Below are 17,584 nucleotides of genomic sequence, written 5' to 3' on the forward strand. Positions count from 1 at the left end.
CCTAAACCCTAAATCATTGACATAATTCCAGACGAAGTTCACTTCTGATGCTAGTTGGTCTAACACCTTGCGATGTTTGTCTTTTATACGTAATTTAAGGGTTTTCATGTACTTATATTAACAATCAGAACTCAAGGAAAATAGTCCTTAGTTAAATCAAACGACACTTCATGTCGTGTCGCTTATATCTCTGACCTGAAGGACAGAGTTTTACGCTCCATTTGATAAATATTTTTTTAATACCTATTCACATATCATGACAAGCATGCTAATTTTCATCTTAAGTGTGATCTGTTTAAAACAATTAAATCATTCATCGCAGCGCACGAATGACTACTGTTAATATTTTTTATTAATCAAGTGGTTATACTTAGCAACAAGGAGTTTAACAATGATGATACAAGCTCTGAAAAAAATTTATGCACTGTTGTCACAACAGATGAATCCAAAGTTGCAAGGAATGCATCTTTCGGTTCCAGAAGCCGAGGGTGATTACGCCCAAGGGACTTATTTTGAAATTCTTGCGGCTCAACACCATCAAGACTTTCTCAGTCACCATACTATGGATTCAGCAGACCAATCCCCTACTGACTATCGCAATGCCATGTGGAATTTTTTAAGTGCCGCATTAAAAGGTCATAAAGATGCCCAATATCGCTTAGGTCTCGGTTATTTACGTGGAGAACTCGGCTTAGACCGCAATTATGAACTTGCACAGCTTTGGCTCAGTAAAGCCGCTGCACAAGGCCATGAACAAGCAGACTACGTCTTACATCATGCCTATGAAGACATTGTCGTATAGTCATTGCATCCTAAGTAATAAAAAACCAGCCCGCAGGCTGGTTTTTTTATTTTAAAACTGGAACTTAGTTGCCAATTTTGCGGTATTTTTGACGCTTTGCAACAAGGTCATCACCATCACGTTTACGACGGTATTCTTCAAATTCATGGTAGTTACCCGTGAAGAATTCAGGGGTTTCACCTTCAAATGACAAGATGTGCGTTGCAATACGGTCGAGGAACCAACGGTCATGCGAGATCACCATGACTGTACCCGGGAATACCAGAATTGCATCCTCAAGCGCACGTAAAGTTTCGATATCCAAGTCGTTTGATGGTTCATCTAGCAGGATAACGTTGGCACCCATTTGCAAGATTTTTGCAAGTTGTAAACGGTTACGTTCACCACCTGACAATTGACCTACACGTTTTTGCTGATCTTGACCTTTGAAGTTAAAGCGACCGATATACGCACGAGATGCGATTTCGTATTCACCAATTTTCAAGATGTCTAAACCGCCAGAAACTTCTTCCCAAACAGTTTTGTTGTCATCTAAGGTGTCACGAATCTGACCAACATAAGCCACTTTAACCGATTCACCCAGTACCACAGTACCTGTATCTGGTTGTTGCTCGCCTGTCATCATACGGAACAATGTGGTTTTACCCGCACCGTTCTCACCCACGATACCCACAATGGCACAAGGTGGTACAACGAATGATAAGTCTTTATAAAGCGTACGATCACCAAACGACTTGCTGATGCCTTCAACTTCTACAACCTTGTTACCTAGACGTGGACCAGGTGGAATGTAGATTTCAGACGTTTCATTACGCTGTTGGAATTCGCGTGAGTTAAGCTCTTCAAAACGCTCCATACGCGCTTTGTTTTTCTTTTGCTGACCTTTAGCATTTGAACGAACCCATTCAAGCTCTTTTTTCAATGCTTTAGCAAAAGATTCTTCTTGCTTCTGTTCTTGCTCTAAACGAGCATTTTTCTGCTCTAACCAAGAAGAATAGTTGCCTTGGTATGGAATACCCATGCCACGGTCAAGCTCAAGAATCCACTCTGCCACATTATCCAAGAAGTAACGGTCATGGGTAATCGCAACGATCGTACCTGGGAAGTCTTTCAAGAAACGTTCTAACCAAGATACTGATGAAGCATCCAAATGGTTCGTCGGTTCGTCTAGAAGTAGCATGTCTGGTTTAGACAATAACAAACGGCAAAGTGCAACACGACGGCGCTCACCACCAGACAACTTAGATACATCTGCATCCCAAGCTGGAAGGTTCAACGCAGCAGCAGCCTGATCCATTTGGTTGACAATGTTATGTGCATCCCATGAATGGATAATTGCTTCTAACTTCTCTTGCTCTTTTGCAAGTGCATCAAAGTCAGCATCTTCTGCTGCATATTCTGCAAACACTTCATCAAGACGCGCCAAAGCATCCAACGGTTCACGTAAACCGTCTTCAACGTTACCACGAACGTCTTTGCTTTCATCCAATGGCGGCTCTTGTTCAAGGTAACCAATTTTGATACCCGGTTGAGCACGTGCTTCACCTGAGAAATCTTTATCTACGCCCGCCATAATACGAAGCAAGGTAGATTTACCTGCACCGTTTAGACCAAGCACACCAATTTTTGCGCCTGGGAAAAATGATAAAGAGATGTCTTTCAGGATTTCGCGCTTAGGCGGAACCATCTTCGACACACGGTTCATCGTGTAAATATATTGGGCCACTTAGGACTCCTCAATAGTCAAAACATATACGGAACAACACAAAGTTGCCCCTGCTCAATTGAGCGAAAAAATAATCGGCTATTATACGCATAAAGTCGTGAAAAAATAAGGTTTCGCACACGCCTTCAATGCATTGTTACAAGTTTAATAGCGAACAAAATTTAAACATGCGGTTTTCAGCATGATTTCGCTCATCTTTAGCTGAAAATTTTTCAACAATATGAATAATTATGATATTAATTTTAGAAATAAAGCACTTTTATTCATATATATAACTGATAGACTGTTTAAAAAACCGACTCACTTAGATGAAGCAATCATGACCTATAAAGACGAAACTTTAGCAATTCACGCGGGGTATACACCGGAGCCAACCACCAAAGCGGTTGCGGTGCCGATTTATCAAACCACCTCATATTCCTTTGATAACACGCAACATGGCGCTGATTTATTTGACTTAAAAGTTCAAGGTAATATTTATACCCGCATTATGAATCCAACCACGGCGGTACTTGAACAGCGTGTTGCAGCGCTCGAAGGCGGTATAGGCGCTTTGGCGTTGGCATCAGGTATGGCTGCCATTACATACGCGATTCAAACTATTGCTGAAGCAGGCGACAATATCGCTTCAGTTTCGACCCTATATGGCGGCACATATAATCTGTTTGCCCACACCCTGCCGAAACAAGGCATTGAAGTTCGCTTCTTTAATTATCAAAACCCTGAAGCGCTGCGCAGCCTCATCGATGACAAGACCAAGTTGGTCTTTGTCGAATCTATTGGTAACCCATTGGGCAATATTATTGACCTCGAAGCGATTTCAAAAATTGCGCACGAATATGGCATACCTGTGGTGGTGGACAATACCGTAGCCACTCCTGTCCTGCAAAAATCATTTGAATTTGGCGCCGACATCGTGGTGCATTCATTGACCAAATATATTGGCGGTCATGGTAATTCGATCGGCGGCATTATTGTCGATAGCGGCAAGTTTCCTTGGGGCAAATACCCTGAACGTTTTAAATCACTCAACACCCCTGATCCAAGCTACCACGGGGTGAATTATGTCGAAGCTTTAGGTGAAGCAGCCTACATTGCCCGTGCGCGTGTAGTACCACTGCGTAATACGGGCGCTGCGATCAGCCCGCACAATGTGTTTTTGATCTTACAAGGTTTGGAAACCTTAAGCCTGCGCATGGAACGTCATACTGAAAATGCGCAAAAAGTGGCTGAATATTTACAAGCACACCCAAAAGTTAAATGGGTCAACTACGCTGGCCTAAAAGACCACCCACAACATGCTTTGGCGCAAAAATATGTCAAAGGCAAACCGTCTGCGATTCTTTCCTTTGGGGTCCAAGATGGCCTTGCAGGTGGCACACGTTTCATCGATGCCTTGCAGTTGTTTACTCGCCTTGTGAATATTGGTGATGCCAAAAGTTTAGCCTGCCATCCCGCGACCACGACACATCGTCAGCTCAATGAAGATGAACTCAAAGCAGCCGGTGTCAGCATTGATATGGTTCGTTTATCGATTGGGATTGAACATGCAGATGACTTGATTGCCGACTTAGAACAAGCCTTAGCTGCTGTTTAAAGCATAATTGCACAATCCACAGGTCTTATTTTTAAGACCTGTTTTTATTTCCATTTCATTTAAATAACCACTCCCACATAATCCGCCTTCCAACTTTGGGTATCTATGGCCCTGCTTCTATATTTATTTACAATTTTATTTATCTTGAAAATCGACTTTTTTAGGTTGCAACGATGTTGATAAAAGCACTTCTCTTTCACATATTTATGTGTTAAAAATTGAGTAAATAGGGATTTTAATTTAGAGTAAAAACTCTAAATATTATTTTATTATCAATTACTTATCATATGGCTTTTTTTGAATAAAACGCTATCATACCGCTGACTTAAAACAGCCCTGCACATAGCGTTGTCGGGCCGATAAATGAATACAATAAAACTGATTTAACAGGGAACCTCATCGTGAATTCAAGACTTGAGAAACGTTTCGTTGACCGTGTCAACGGTAAGACCATTTTAATCACCGGTGCATCAAGTGGTATCGGTTTAACCACAGCGCATCGCCTTGCCAACGCAGGCGCACATGTTCTACTGGTTGCACGTACCAAAGAAACTCTTGATGCCGTAAAAGCTGAAATTGAAGCCACTGGCGGTAAAGCCGATGTTTTCCCATGTGACCTCAATGATATGGACTCCATTGATGCTGTGGCACAACGAATCCTCGCTTCCGTCGATCATATTGATATCTTAATTAATAACGCTGGCCGTTCTATTCGTCGTGCCGTACATGAATCAACCGATCGTTTCCATGATTTTGAACGTACTATGCAGTTGAACTATTTTGGCGCGGTACGTTTGGTGATGAATTTACTGCCGAAAATGATGATTCGTCGTGAAGGTCATATCATCAACATCAGTTCGATTGGTGTATTGGCCAATGCAACACGCTTCTCTGCCTATGTTGCGTCTAAAGCCGCATTAGATGCTTTTAGCCGTTGCCTGAGCGCTGAAGTTCACTCGCATAATATTGCCATCACGTCGGTCTACATGCCATTGGTGCGCACGCCAATGATCGCTCCAACCAAAATTTATAAATACGTTCCAACGCTTTCTCCAGAACAAGCGACTGACCTGATTGCCTATGCCATCGTGAAACGTCCAAAGAAAGTGGCGACCAATTTGGGCCGTTTGGCTTCGATCACTTACTCCATTGCTCCTGACATTAATAACAAACTCATGTCGATTGGTTATAACCTGTTCCCAAGTTCTTCAGCGTCTATTGGTAAACAAGAAAAACTCAATTGGGTACAAAAAGCATATGCTCGCTTATTCCCTGGTGAACACTGGTAAGACCTGATCCACCCCTAAAAAAGCCCTTATGAGGGCTTTTTTATTGGGTTTTATGCAGCATCTTTGATACATTGGGCTGAGATAAAATCAACTTTTAAAACAATGAAAACTCAAAACATTGCCATCATCGGTGCAGGTACGGCAGGATTAGCTGCTGCTGCAATGCTTGCTGCTCAAGGCCATCAGATCTGCTTATATGAAAAAGTCTCACAACTTGAACCTGTGGGTGCAGGATTATTATTACAACCTGCCGGACTGGCAGTTCTCGAACATTTAGGCATTTTGGAACACGCCTTAAGCCTTGGCGCTTTGGTAACCGGTTTGGAAGGTCAACTGGCTGGCGGTGACTTGCTGATAAACAGTCATTATCGACAAGCCGATGAACGTTCATATGGACTCGGCATTCACCGTGCCACACTCTGTCATGTCCTTGCATCCAAAGTCCGTGAATATCCTCAACACGTTGAGTGGTGCATGGCGCATGAGGTACATGAACTTCAAGAGTCCAGTGACGGTATAAACGTGATTGGACAATCCGCAGATCAATCCTTTCAACGTCAATTTGATCTCGTGTTGATCGCCAATGGCGCACGCAGCCATTTACGCCCTAAAGCATGGGAAAAGCTCAACCAAGCCTACCCTTGGGGTGCAAAGTGGATCATCGTGCCTGAATGCGAAGTGCTGAATCCGCAGATCTTGCATCAGTTCTATGACCGCTCCAACATCATGATGGGTGTAATGCCTACGGGAGCAATTCCAACGCAGCCTGAACAGCGCCTTTCGAGCATTTTCTGGAGTCTACCTACAGCAGATTTAGAAGGATTCTTAAAAACCAAAAGCGCACAGCAGCAATGGTTGCTTGAAGTTTCGAAACGCTGGCTGAGTGTTGCAGAATGGTTAGCGCATGTGATTCCACATCCAGATGATCCGCAGCAATGGCTGTCTGCCAACTATCGTGATGTGGTGCTGAGCAAACTTGGTGAAGGTCGTATCGGTATCTTAGGAGATGCTGCTCATGCCATGAGTCCGCAGCTTGGACAAGGCGCCAATATGGCGCTGCTCGACGCATGGGCCACCAGTCAAGCCCTGCTTCAATATCAACAGGATTTCTCACTGCAAAACCTCTGGCAGCAGTATCATCAACTGCGGTTGCCGTCCGTGCGGTTTTACCAATTTTTTAGCCGCCTGCTGACACCGTTTTATCAATCACATCATCGCTGGACAGCGCCGCTGCGTGATATTTCATTTCGTGCCATGTATCAGCTGCCGTTTTTCCGCAAAGAAATGGCCATCACGATTTCTGGCTTAAAAACAGGTGCATGTGGGCAAATGAATTATGCCGACATAGCCCGCAAGTCTGCAGATGATTCTGCGGCTGAACTGCGCAATTTAAAATTTGATTAAGAATTAACTCCCCATCATTCTCTTGATGGCTTACACTATGATGCTGCTCAAATGCTGCGGCATTTATTTTTTGATTTTTGAATTGGTGAAATCCTCATGAACAACCTGCAATGGCTCGATGAAGTAAAATTTAACGAACAAGGCTTAGTGCCTGCTATTGCACAGCATCATCAAAGCGGACGCGTATTGATGGTGGCATGGATGAACCGTGAAGCGTTGGCGCAAACTGCAGAAAAAAATCAAGCGGTGTACTTTTCACGTTCACGCAATAAGTTATGGCATAAAGGTGAAGAATCTGGCCATTTCCAAACCGTGCATGAAATCCGTTTGGACTGTGATGCTGACGTGATTGTGCTACAAATTGAACAACATGGCGGCATTGCCTGCCATACCGGTCGTGAGTCGTGTTTCTATCGCAAACTTACTGCCAATGGCTGGGAAGTTGTCGATGCGCAATTGAAAGATCCGGCTGCAATTTATGGTGCAAAATCAGCAAATCCACATACCCTTGCGATGAATGCGTCCAATGTACAATCTGAGCAAGTCGAAGTACTCGACTACTTAGGTAAAATGATGGCTGAACGCAAACAAGCCGACCCTGAATCCTCTTATGTGGCAAAGCTTTACCATAAAGGTCTGAATAAAATTTTAGAAAAAATCGGTGAAGAAAGTGTTGAAACCATCATTGCCGCTAAAGATTTTAAAATCGAAGCCAATGAAGACAACAAAAACGATCTGATTTACGAAGTGGCAGACCTTTGGTTCCATACCATTGTAATGCTAGGTTATTTCGATATTGATCCTCAATTGGTACTTAACGAACTCGCTCGTCGTCAAGGCCTTTCCGGTTTGGTTGAAAAAGCCAACCGTCAGCACTAAGACGCAACCGTGCCAGAGCTTAAAAAACCGACCGCGACCTATGAGCAGGCTACTGCCATAGATAACGCACGTCTAGGCAAATCATTTAAAGTGATCGCCTATGCTGGCACAGGTAAAACCACCACACTCCAAATGATCAGTGATGCCATGCCTCAGCGGCGTGGCATGTACTTGGCCTTTAACAAAGCCATTGCCACCGAAGCACAGAATCGTTTTCATCAAAATGTCGACTGTCGAACCTTCCACTCATTGGCTTATCGTAGTGTTCCACGTGGAGTGACTGATAAACTGCGTCTACCACGTTTAAGTCCCAGTTTTATTGCCAAAGAATATCGACTAGAACCGATCACCCTACGTCGTATGATGGGCGGTCGTTATGAAAAATATGTACTCATGCCTTCGCGTTTGGCGAGTCTGGTGGCAAATGCTGTTAGTTATTTCTGTTCGACCAGTTCACAGTACCCTGCCCCACGACATCTACAAGCACCGAGTTGGTTGCATCCAGACGATATCGAAAGCTTACAAAAGCACTTATATCCTGCGATTGAACGTCGTTGGTTAGAATCGATTGATCCGAACCATGCAGCAGGGATTGGACACGATATTTATTTAAAACTTTGGGCTTTGTCTGAACCGAATATTCCTGCGGATTATGTGCTGTTCGATGAAGCTCAAGATGCTGACCCACTAATGCTGGGGATTTTACTGAAACAGCGGAATACCCAAGTCATCTATGTGGGCGATGCGCATCAACAAATTTATGCATGGCGTGGCGCAGTCAATGCCATGCAGCAACTCCCTTTACCCGAATCACGTTTAACCACGTCGTTCCGTTTTGGTGAAGAAATTGCCTTGAACGCCAATGCTCTGCTGGGCGCATTGAATGAAACCGTGCCGTTATTGGGTAATCCGCAGCTCAACTCTAAAGTGGTCAATAAACCGCATACCAAGATGCGCGATGCCATTTTATGTCGTACCAATGCACGTGCGATGGAACTGTTATTGGCAGGTTTGGTCAAAGGTGAAAAAGTCAGCCTGCAAGCAGATCATGCACGACTCAATCGTTTTGTCGATGCTGCAGCCATGCTCAAGCAAGGTAAACGCGTGGTCGATGTCCCAGAGCTTGCATGGTTTAACTCATGGCATGATGTACATGAATATTGCGAGACCAATGACGGCAGCGATATTAAACCGCTAGTGAAGTTGGTCGATGACCACGGTACTGACCCACTGAAAAAGGCACTGGCGAAAATCACCCCGATTGATCAAGCCGACTACATCATCTCGACCGCCCATAAAGCCAAAGGTTTAGAATGGGATCGGGTACATATTGAAGATGACTACCAATTTAAGCTCAACGATAAAGATTATAAAATTAGTGACGAAGAGTTACGGTTACTTTACGTGGCCTGCACACGTGCTAAAGTAAGTTTAAATATCCATCATATTTATGACTTGATGCAGCACTTAAAACGTCAAATGCCCAAATCTTTGGCGCAAGCGGTCAGCTAGTATGATGAAAAAGGTGAATAAACAATAAATCAGTAAAAGGTGCACCATGAAAATACAATCGATTCAACTCAAGCACACCCTTCATTTTACTGATATCACCCTCAATTTTAATTACCACGATCTGTCGATTACCTTAATTTTGGGTGATCAAAGCTCCGGAAAAACCTCCCTACTGCGCTTTAGCTACCAGGCCCTCACTTGGTTTGCTGCACGCTATAAAGATTTGCGTACCGCAGGCGTGGTGATGCTCGATCAAGACATCATGTTAAATCGCTTACAGTCGAAACTTGATATTCAGGTCAGTTTTCCCGAAGACATTGGGGCATTTCAGCTTTCAAGTGATCAGCAAGACCAAGACCCGCAATGTTGTTCATGGCAATTGTATAAAACCTTAAACAGTCAAGGCGTCGGCCTCAGTAAGGCCGAAACACAGCAATTAGAATCGATGGTTGCGCTGTATCAAAAAGCCCTCAAAGCTGATCCGTTACAAGGGTTGCCACTCATTGCCTATTACCCTGCTGAACGCTTCGTCAACGATGTAAATATTCTCAATAAAAATAATCCTGCTATTTTTCAGCCTTTGCATGCTTATGAAATCTCGGCCATTCCCTTTACTACGTTTATTCGTTTTTTTGAGTGGTTCCGAGAAATATCCGACATCGAAAATGCGCAAAGTGCCGAATTAATTCAAAATTTATTACATCCTAAAACCCAAGCTGAGACATCCAACACATCTGATACGCCACATTTTGGACAAAAACTAGCGCAAGCTCAGGCCGATCTACACGCGCCGTCACTCAGATCATTAAAACAAGCCTTAGAGACCGTGTTGCCCGAGGTGACCAATATTTATCTGCAATATCACCCCAAATTACAGTTAATGGTCTGCTATCAAGGCAAAGACATGTTGTTTCAACAGTTGTCGAATAGTGTGCGCAACCTTGTGGCCTTAATTGGTGATATTGTGCGTCGCCTGTGCCTGCTCAATCCTCATAGCTTATATCCGTGCCAAGAAGGTGACGGTATTTTATTGATCGACGCCATAGACCACCAACTCGATCAAAACATGACTCAAGTGATTTTGACCCGTTTAAATCAAGCGTTTCCACGACTCCAAATCATTGCCAGCGGCAACCGTCCTGAACTGCTGGAACAGGCTTCTCGTTTTCAGTGCTTACAACTACAGAATAAAAAGCTCAGTGAGATTCAGCCTGAAAAACTACAAGAAACTTATGATCAGATTTATCAGCAGTTGCAACTCGGATCAAAGGTATCGCTTCCAGCCAAAACTGAAGAGACTGAATTAAATGAGCCACTGAACAGCCCAGATACGATCCAGCACATGTTGCAATTAATCCAGACGCAACTGACCGAGCAACAGCAACAAGAATTGGTTAGGGCTTTATCACAGCGGGGTGATCAGGACGTTACGATCCAACCGCTAAGTTAAAAAAACTGAGGCTGATTAAGTGAGCGTAATCCATAGCCTCGATGTTTAAATATTCAGCAACAAGGCCGCAATAGATGTCTAGACAGTTTCGTCAGGCGTATAATGTGTAAGTGGTTCATAAAAAAGATTGATGTTGTTTTACGCATGTAATATGATCGGTTTTATTTGCAATTTTCATAGTAACATCGGAAATTGCTATCGCTTTACGAGTTGCGCAACACAGCTTGTTTTTAATTTTTTTGACACACATGGCTTTCAAGATTGAATTTTTGGACTGCTCTTTGCTGTCCTATAATCCTTGAAAGATGAAATACACCTAGGTTTCACCGCCTAATCATGACAATGGATACGAGTGTGCTACCGATTATTATATTGTTACCGTTAATACTAGGCACAACACTTGTCTCGTGGTTGAAGCAATTCTCTCGCGGGGTAACAGCTTTAGGGGCGATTGGCGTCAGCCTCAGCAGTTTAGTTTTATTATTGAGTCAGGCTCAAGATGTCTTTAATGGCAAAACCATCATTCAAACTTGGCCGTGGCTCACTCAAGTTGGCATAGATTTCAGTTTCCGTCTCGATGCACTGGGCTTATTGTTTTCCCTGCTCATTACCGGGATCGGCACCTTAATTTATATCTATGCCTACTATTATTTAAGTCCAAAGAACTCGCTCAGTAAACTGTATGTTTTATTGATGCTGTTCATGGCTGCCATGCTCGGCATTTCATTGTCTAATAATTTAATTTTATTACTCATTTTCTGGGAACTCACCAGTATTTCATCATTCCTTTTGGTCGGTTATTGGAGCAATTACGACGCAGCTCAGCGTGGCTCTCGAATGGCTTTGACCATTACAGGCATGGGTGGTCTATGTATGTTGGGTGGTTTTGTTCTGTTGGCGCAAATCACGGGCACCTATCAAATTGACCAAATCTTGACGATGAGTAGCCAAATTCAGCAGCATCCGCTTTTTGTGCCCACACTGCTATTAATTTTAATGGGGGCATTTACCAAAAGTGCGCAGTTCCCTTTCCATTTTTGGTTGCCAAATGCCATGGCGGCACCGACCCCCGTCTCGGCTTATCTACACTCTGCCACGATGGTGAAAGCCGGAATTTTCCTGCTTGCGCGCTTATTGCCGATCTTTGCAGGCGCGGCGTTGTATCACAACTTGGTCACCTTTATTGGCTTATTTACCTTATGTATGGCGGCCTTCTTTGCCATTTTCAAAGAAGATTTAAAAGGACTTTTGGCCTATTCCACCATCAGCCATTTAGGTCTGATCGTTTGTTTACTTGGGATCGGCTCTCCCCTCGCAGTTGCAGCTGCCATTTTCCATATCATTAACCATGCAACCTTCAAAGCAGCCCTATTTATGATCGCGGGGATTATTGACCACGAATCAGGTACACGTGATTTACGAAAACTCTCTGGTTTATGGCAATTACTTCCGTTTACCGCAACGCTGACCATGATCACTGCAGCCTCTATGGCAGGTGTCCCATTAACCAATGGTTTCCTTTCTAAAGAGATGTTCTTTACTGAACTTTTAGCCAACCTGACTGGGCCAGTGATGATCGTGTCAGCGATCATTGCCACCTTTGCCGGTATCTTTGCTGTCGCGTATTCGGTGCGTTTGGTTCATGGGGTGTTTTTTGATGGTCCATTAGGGAAAGATGTTCCTAATAAAGAAGCACATGAACCACCGTTTGGCATGCGCGCACCGGCAACCTTACTGGCTGCTTTATGTATTTTAGTTGGACTCTTCCCTGCATTATTGGTTGAGCATATTGTCAATAGTACCGCGCGTGCGAGTATTCAAAATACTGCGTTTGAAGGTACACATTTAGCGATTTGGCATGGCTTAAATGCCCCCCTTTTGATGAGCGTGATTGCACTCTTGGGTGGTTTAGTTTTCTATTTCGCATTGGCGAAGGGCGGCAAATTACGCCGGATCGACTTAGATCCACTTTTGGGTCGATTACAAGGTAAAGTGCTGTTCGACTTATTTTTAAAGCATCTATTACTCAGCTCAAGAAAGTTCCGTCGCTTTACTGAAAATGGCAAATTACAAAGCTATTTATTATGGATTTTGATCTTTAGTGTGGCCATCGTCACCGTTCCATTTTGGCTGCAAGGCATCGGCACAGGCAGCCGTGAACTGGTACATGCACCGGTCATCGCGATCGTTCTATGGCTATTATTATTCTCTGCATGTTGGATGATGCTTTGGTTCCACCATGAACGGATTAAAGCCGTCCTCATCAGTGGTGCAGTCGGTCTAGTTGTGACCATGGTGTTTATCTGTTTCTCCGCTCCCGATTTAGCGTTGACACAGATTACTGTTGACGTGGTGACCACCGTGCTCTTACTCATGAGCTTATCGTTATTACCACAGCTCACCCCTTATGAGTCGAGCGTGTCACGTCGTTGGCGAGATGCATTGATTGCGATTATTGCAGGTCTAGGGATTGCATGGATTTCATGGTTGATCATGACCCGTGATCACAATTCCATTTCATGGTTCTTCATGCAGCAGTCTATCCCACTTGGCGGTGGTACCAATGTGGTCAACGTGATCTTGGTGGATTTCCGTGGTTTCGATACCTTTGGTGAAATTACCGTACTGGGAATTGCCGCAATTGGTACGCTGTGCATGATGGATGGTATGCGTGCTCATGGCACCACCATTACGCAAGGTCTAACCTATCGTTTTAATCCGTCGCCACTGATGTTCCGTATTACCTCATCTTGGATTTTGCCTTTGGCCTTGGTGGTCAGTCTGTATATTTTCCTACGGGGTCACAACTTACCAGGCGGTGGCTTTATTGCAGGTTTAATTACCTCTTTGGCCTTAGTGATTCAATATATTGCGCTTGGTCAAGACCGTGCCGAACAATTGATTGGTGCAAAATCAGGTCGCTTATATGAAGTGTGGATTGGTATTGGTTTAACCATTGCAGGTCTGACAGGGATCGCTGCTTGGCTATGGGGCCGCCCATTCCTGACCAGTGCCCATATCTATGTCTCACCTCCAATTTTAGGCGAAATGCACCTTGCCTCCGCTGCCCTCTTCGACACAGGTGTTTACATCACCGTGGTGGGCGCGACGATGTTAATGATTTCCGTCTTAGGCGACTCGCGTCACTCGAGTATGTCTGGTCCAGTTCCAAGAGGCGAATAAGATGATTAGTTTAGAATTTTTACTCGCTTCAGCCATTGGCTTACTGACCGCAACAGGGGTCTACCTGATTTTGCGGGCACGTACCTTTCCTGTCGTGCTGGGTTTAGCCATGATTGGCTATGCTGTGAACTTATTTTTATTTGTCATGGGACGTATTCATGTCAACGCACCGGCTGTGTTAACTGAAACCACCAAAGCGACCGACCCTTTACCGCAAGCCTTGGTCTTGACCGCCATTGTGATTGGCTTTGCGACCACAGCCTTTATCGTACAATTGGCTCTGCGTAGCCGCTATGAAACCGGAACAGATCATGTGGACTCCAAAGAAGAAATACCGCAAATTGACCCGCGGGAGGATGAGCCATAATGCATGACTTCATCCAATTTTGGACTACGCATAGCCCGATTTCCAGTATTTTAATTCCTGCAATTACTGCATTTATTTTAGTCCTGCTGGGCAACCCCGGCTCTGGTTCTTTGGCGCATGACTGGCGACAACCTTGGCGTCGTGGAATCAGTTATGTTTCAGGCATTCTCGGGCTGATCACATCTATCAGTTATTTGATGATCGCCAGCTCTGGTCAAGTTTTGGTTTATAACCTGAGTGAATGGGCCGCACCATTCGGCATCGTCTTAGTCCTAGATCGACTCTCAGCTTTCATGTTGGTGCTGACCTATGGACTTGCTGTGCCAGTGATGTGGTTTGCCAGCAAAGAATGGGACGAGCGTGGTCGTTATTTCCATGCCATGTGCCATTTCTTACTGATGGGTTTGTGTGGTGCGTTCCTGACAGGCGATTTATTTAACCTGTTTGTGTTCTTTGAAATCCTGTTGATGGCATCATATGTTTTGCTCTTACATGGTCAAGGCAAAGCACGTTTTCAGCTTGGTATTCATTACGTCACCATTAACCTATTTGCCTCTGCCCTCTTCCTGATTGGACTCGGGATGATTTACGGCAGTGTAGGTAGCTTAAATATGGCTGATGTTGCACGACTTATGCCTTTGCTTGAAGCGGATCAACATCGTATTGCTGTGGCTGGTGCATTGTTACTGTTCACTGTCTTTGGCATCAAAGCTGCAATGCTGCCTGTAGGGTTCTGGTTACCAAAGACCTATGCTGTGGCAACCACGCCTGTGGCAGCCTTATTCACTATAATGACCAAGGTCGGCATCTATGCCATTCTCCGTGTCAATGGTACTGTGTTTGACGATGGGATTAGCCGTGAAATCTTACAACAGTGGTTGTTACCGATTGGCTTAGTAACCTCGCTCTATGGTGCCTATAGTGCTATCGGAACGGATCGCTTACGTCGTTTTGTCGGTTTTATGATTTTGTCTTCTATCGGGACAATATTGGTTGCGATTTCACTCTTTAATACTGATGCATGGGCTGCGGGGCTTTATTACCTGATTCACAGTACCATCATTGGTGCAGCTTTTTATATTCTCTCGGGTTGGATTACCTCACAACGTGGCGAATTTAAAGATCATTTTAAAATTGCGCCCCGTATGAAACAGCATAATACCGTTGCTGTTTGCTATTTCATCATTGCGTTGATGATGGCTGGTCTACCGCCATTTAGTGGATTTTTGGGTAAAGTATTTCTCTTGCAAGCAACGGCCAATTCACCTTACCAAATTATGATTATTTTGATCGTATTGTTGGTGAGTTTACTCAGTATTATCGCATTCACTCGAGTTGGTTTTGTGCTTTTCTGGCGTTCATCTCGCCCAGAAGATGATATTGATACTGAAGAATATCAGCGTTATCAGGCTTTGCCGAATAAGGCACCGCTTCGTAATGACAAAACCATTTATCTGCTGTTAACAGCGCTTGTGGGATATATGGTTTTTGCTGCACCGATCTATGACTATACCTACAAAACTGCGCAGCAAATTCAAAACAATCCATTATATGAATCATTGCTGCTAAAAAAGGATGAAAAAGGTCAAATCATCAGTGTTCAACCTTATGATCCTGAAAATTTACCTGAAACTAAATATGGTGGTGAATCAGCCGATCCAAATGCACACCTCATTCCTGCATTGATTGCACCTGAAACTCTACATGGCGAGCATATTTCTGAGTATAAGCAACGCCAAATTCAAGGACAGCAACAAGAAGAAAAACTACCTGAAGAGACCCAACTAAAACCGATGGAGGCACCTTAACATGGCGAAAACATCTGTATTAAATCGCTGGTTTCCGCATCCATTGGTATCAGTCATGGTTGGTCTGAGCTGGGTGATGTTAGCGCACAGTCTAGATGCGGCCACACTCTGCATGGCCTTGGTTTTAGCCATTGTTATTCCACGATTGGTTCGCCCTTTTATTGACCGAACGCCGAATATCAACTGGCTGGCAGCATGTAAATTATTCTTTGTGGTGCTGTGGGATATTATTGTCAGTAATATCCATGTTGCAAAATTAGTCCTTGGGCCAACACATAAACTGCACCCGAAATGGTTCCGTGTTCCTCTCGATACACAGCATGAGGAAGTCAATTCTTTACTTGCGATGATCATCACCACCACACCCGGTACAGTGTCTGCTGGGATTGACCAAGACCGTGGTGATATTTTGGTCCATGCGCTGAGCACGGATGACCCTGAAGCGGAAATTCAAACCATTAAAGAGCGCTATGAACACCCTCTCATCCTCATTTTTGGCGCTGATACAGGAGAATCCACATGACAATTTTACCGTATGCGCTTGGCATCTGTTTAGTTGCGGTGACGATCTCGATGTTACTGTGCCTCATCCGCTTAGTGATGGGACCCTCAATCGTAGACCGACTACTTGCTTTAGATACCTTATTTTTAAATGCCACCTGTTTAATTGTCATTTTAGGTATTTATTGGGCAAGTACATCGATGTTTGAGGGGGCATTATTGGTTGCCATGCTTGGGTTTGTGTCTACAGCCGCTTTAGCACGCTATTTCACCACTGGCCACGTGATCGACTAGGAGTCCATTAATATGCAATTAGTCATGGAAATTTTGGTCTCGATTTTTTTGGTTATTGGCGCTTTTTTCATGTTGGTCGGCGGTATTGGCATGGTTCGCCTACCCGACTTATTTATGCGTCTGCACGCACCGACCAAATCGAGCACCTTAGGCTTAGGAAGTTTTCTAATAGCTGCAATTATTTATGCGGCATTTCAAGGCCGTTTTGGTTTTGCAGAGATCTTGATCACGCTCTTTGCCTTTATTACAGCACCGGTTTCTGCAAACCTTATGGCGCAAGCGGCATTACATTTACGACTGCGCTCGATGAGTGGTGATGCACCAGAAGCGCTCAATCGCCCTCTTCCTTGGCAACGAACTCGGCGCCGTGCCTTTCACTCTAAAGTCCATTCAAAACCGGAAGATCTGGATTAATTCCAGATCCAGTTTTGTTTATGTCTTCGAGCTAAAAAATTCTTTGATTCGCATCCACATTTTTTCAAATACGCTACTTTGAGCCATATATTGCAAACGCTTTTGGTTATATGGCGTCGTTTTTAAACCATATTTTTCAGCTAAATCAATCAGCATATTTGTTTCATAACTACTTTGAAAATGATCAGACCATTTAGGCTGATATTGACTCATCTCAAGATTCGCCAATTCTTGACATCCTCACCCCCTTAAAAGAGGGTGATTCCTACAGCTAGACGCTTATGCCCAAGCGCAAGAATGTTTAGAGCTGAGTTTATATCTCGATCATGAGCTGTACCACAGCTCATGCACTCCCATT

16 protein-coding genes and 1 pseudogene are annotated in these 17,584 nt (G+C 44.0%); 13 read left to right on the forward strand and 4 right to left on the reverse strand.

Annotation, left to right across the window (positions count from 1 at the left end; all coding sequences use genetic code 11):
- Window positions 1-108: pseudogene (locus tag FTU34_RS16190) on the reverse strand (RNA-guided endonuclease TnpB family protein); the annotation flags it as partial.
- A gap of 283 nt (window positions 109-391) precedes the next feature.
- Here FTU34_RS16190 and FTU34_RS16195 point away from each other — a divergent pair.
- Window positions 392-802 (forward strand): SEL1-like repeat protein, encoded by a 411-nt coding sequence (locus FTU34_RS16195; protein WP_180005476.1) that lies wholly within the window; start codon window positions 392-394, stop codon window positions 800-802.
- Window positions 803-866: 64 nt separating this feature from the next.
- On the opposite strand, the gene ettA is transcribed toward FTU34_RS16195, so the two are convergent.
- The gene (ettA, locus tag FTU34_RS16200) at window positions 867-2,528 is read right to left on the reverse strand and encodes an energy-dependent translational throttle protein EttA (protein WP_078189398.1); all 1,662 of its coding nucleotides are present in this window, start codon (window positions 2,526-2,528) and stop codon (window positions 867-869) included.
- A 319-nt stretch (window positions 2,529-2,847) separates the two neighbouring features.
- Between ettA and FTU34_RS16205 the strand changes: the two genes are divergently transcribed.
- From FTU34_RS16205 to FTU34_RS16260, 12 genes are all read left to right on the forward strand, one after another.
- Window positions 2,848-4,125, forward strand: coding sequence for an O-acetylhomoserine aminocarboxypropyltransferase/cysteine synthase family protein (locus FTU34_RS16205; RefSeq protein ID WP_180009542.1), 1,278 nt, complete (start codon window positions 2,848-2,850; stop codon window positions 4,123-4,125).
- A gap of 401 nt (window positions 4,126-4,526) precedes the next feature.
- Window positions 4,527-5,414 (forward strand): SDR family NAD(P)-dependent oxidoreductase, encoded by an 888-nt coding sequence (locus FTU34_RS16210; protein ID WP_180009541.1) that lies wholly within the window; start codon window positions 4,527-4,529, stop codon window positions 5,412-5,414.
- A gap of 102 nt (window positions 5,415-5,516) precedes the next feature.
- Entirely contained in the window at window positions 5,517-6,818 is a 1,302-nt protein-coding gene (locus FTU34_RS16215; RefSeq protein ID WP_180009540.1) for an NAD(P)/FAD-dependent oxidoreductase, read from the forward strand.
- A 96-nt stretch (window positions 6,819-6,914) separates the two neighbouring features.
- Window positions 6,915-7,697: a bifunctional phosphoribosyl-AMP cyclohydrolase/phosphoribosyl-ATP diphosphatase HisIE gene (gene hisIE, locus FTU34_RS16220; protein WP_180009539.1), complete on the forward strand. Its 783-nt coding sequence runs from the start codon at window positions 6,915-6,917 to the stop codon at window positions 7,695-7,697.
- Window positions 7,698-7,706: 9 nt separating this feature from the next.
- Window positions 7,707-9,209, forward strand: coding sequence for a UvrD-helicase domain-containing protein (locus FTU34_RS16225; protein ID WP_180009538.1), 1,503 nt, complete (start codon window positions 7,707-7,709; stop codon window positions 9,207-9,209).
- Window positions 9,210-9,255: 46 nt separating this feature from the next.
- Window positions 9,256-10,659: an AAA family ATPase gene (locus tag FTU34_RS16230; RefSeq protein ID WP_180036166.1), complete on the forward strand. Its 1,404-nt coding sequence runs from the start codon at window positions 9,256-9,258 to the stop codon at window positions 10,657-10,659.
- 342 nt (window positions 10,660-11,001) lie between these two features.
- Window positions 11,002-13,842 carry a monovalent cation/H+ antiporter subunit A gene (locus FTU34_RS16235; protein ID WP_180005486.1) on the forward strand — a complete coding sequence of 947 codons (2,841 nt, stop codon included), beginning with the start codon at window positions 11,002-11,004 and terminating at the stop codon, window positions 13,840-13,842.
- 1 nt (window position 13,843) lies between these two features.
- Window positions 13,844-14,209, forward strand: coding sequence for a Na+/H+ antiporter subunit C (locus tag FTU34_RS16240; protein ID WP_078189407.1), 366 nt, complete (start codon window positions 13,844-13,846; stop codon window positions 14,207-14,209).
- Window positions 14,209-16,017 carry a monovalent cation/H+ antiporter subunit D gene (locus FTU34_RS16245; protein WP_180005483.1) on the forward strand — a complete coding sequence of 603 codons (1,809 nt, stop codon included), beginning with the start codon at window positions 14,209-14,211 and terminating at the stop codon, window positions 16,015-16,017. The genes FTU34_RS16240 and FTU34_RS16245 overlap by 1 nt, the downstream gene beginning before the upstream one ends.
- Window position 16,018: 1 nt before the next feature.
- Complete coding sequence (locus FTU34_RS16250) at window positions 16,019-16,540, forward strand: Na+/H+ antiporter subunit E (RefSeq protein WP_180005484.1); 522 nt, start codon at window positions 16,019-16,021, stop codon at window positions 16,538-16,540.
- Window positions 16,537-16,812, forward strand: coding sequence for a monovalent cation/H+ antiporter subunit F (locus FTU34_RS16255; protein WP_078189410.1), 276 nt, complete (start codon window positions 16,537-16,539; stop codon window positions 16,810-16,812). The genes FTU34_RS16250 and FTU34_RS16255 overlap by 4 nt, the downstream gene beginning before the upstream one ends.
- Window positions 16,813-16,824: 12 nt before the next feature.
- Window positions 16,825-17,226, forward strand: a complete 402-nt coding sequence (locus FTU34_RS16260; protein WP_168378199.1) for a Na+/H+ antiporter subunit G — start codon at window positions 16,825-16,827, stop codon at window positions 17,224-17,226.
- Window positions 17,227-17,244: 18 nt separating this feature from the next.
- Here FTU34_RS16260 and FTU34_RS16265 read toward each other — a convergent pair whose 3' ends face one another.
- Window positions 17,245-17,439 (reverse strand): hypothetical protein, encoded by a 195-nt coding sequence (locus FTU34_RS16265; protein ID WP_180005485.1) that lies wholly within the window; start codon window positions 17,437-17,439, stop codon window positions 17,245-17,247.
- Between the two features lie 35 nt (window positions 17,440-17,474).
- On the reverse strand, window positions 17,475-17,584 hold a 110-nt coding region (locus FTU34_RS16270), incomplete at its 5' end, for a zinc ribbon domain-containing protein (RefSeq protein WP_179994364.1).

Origin of the sequence: Acinetobacter sp. YH12094, assembly GCF_013419295.1 — a bacterium.
Lineage (GTDB): Bacteria > Pseudomonadota > Gammaproteobacteria > Pseudomonadales > Moraxellaceae > Acinetobacter > Acinetobacter amyesii.

Coding starts and splice junctions, on each gene's coding strand:
- FTU34_RS16195 (WP_180005476.1), top strand. CDS start 392: ATGATGATACAAGCTCTGAAAAAAATTTATGCACTGTTGTCACAACAG.
- FTU34_RS16205 (WP_180009542.1), top strand. CDS start 2,848: ATGACCTATAAAGACGAAACTTTAGCAATTCACGCGGGGTATACACCG.
- FTU34_RS16215 (WP_180009540.1), top strand. CDS start 5,517: ATGAAAACTCAAAACATTGCCATCATCGGTGCAGGTACGGCAGGATTA.
- hisIE (WP_180009539.1), top strand. CDS start 6,915: ATGAACAACCTGCAATGGCTCGATGAAGTAAAATTTAACGAACAAGGC.
- FTU34_RS16230 (WP_180036166.1), top strand. CDS start 9,256: ATGAAAATACAATCGATTCAACTCAAGCACACCCTTCATTTTACTGAT.
- FTU34_RS16235 (WP_180005486.1), top strand. CDS start 11,002: ATGGATACGAGTGTGCTACCGATTATTATATTGTTACCGTTAATACTA.
- FTU34_RS16240 (WP_078189407.1), top strand. CDS start 13,844: ATGATTAGTTTAGAATTTTTACTCGCTTCAGCCATTGGCTTACTGACC.
- FTU34_RS16245 (WP_180005483.1), top strand. CDS start 14,209: ATGCATGACTTCATCCAATTTTGGACTACGCATAGCCCGATTTCCAGT.
- FTU34_RS16250 (WP_180005484.1), top strand. CDS start 16,019: ATGGCGAAAACATCTGTATTAAATCGCTGGTTTCCGCATCCATTGGTA.
- FTU34_RS16255 (WP_078189410.1), top strand. CDS start 16,537: ATGACAATTTTACCGTATGCGCTTGGCATCTGTTTAGTTGCGGTGACG.
- FTU34_RS16260 (WP_168378199.1), top strand. CDS start 16,825: ATGCAATTAGTCATGGAAATTTTGGTCTCGATTTTTTTGGTTATTGGC.
- FTU34_RS16265 (WP_180005485.1), bottom strand. CDS start 17,439: ATGAGTCAATATCAGCCTAAATGGTCTGATCATTTTCAAAGTAGTTAT.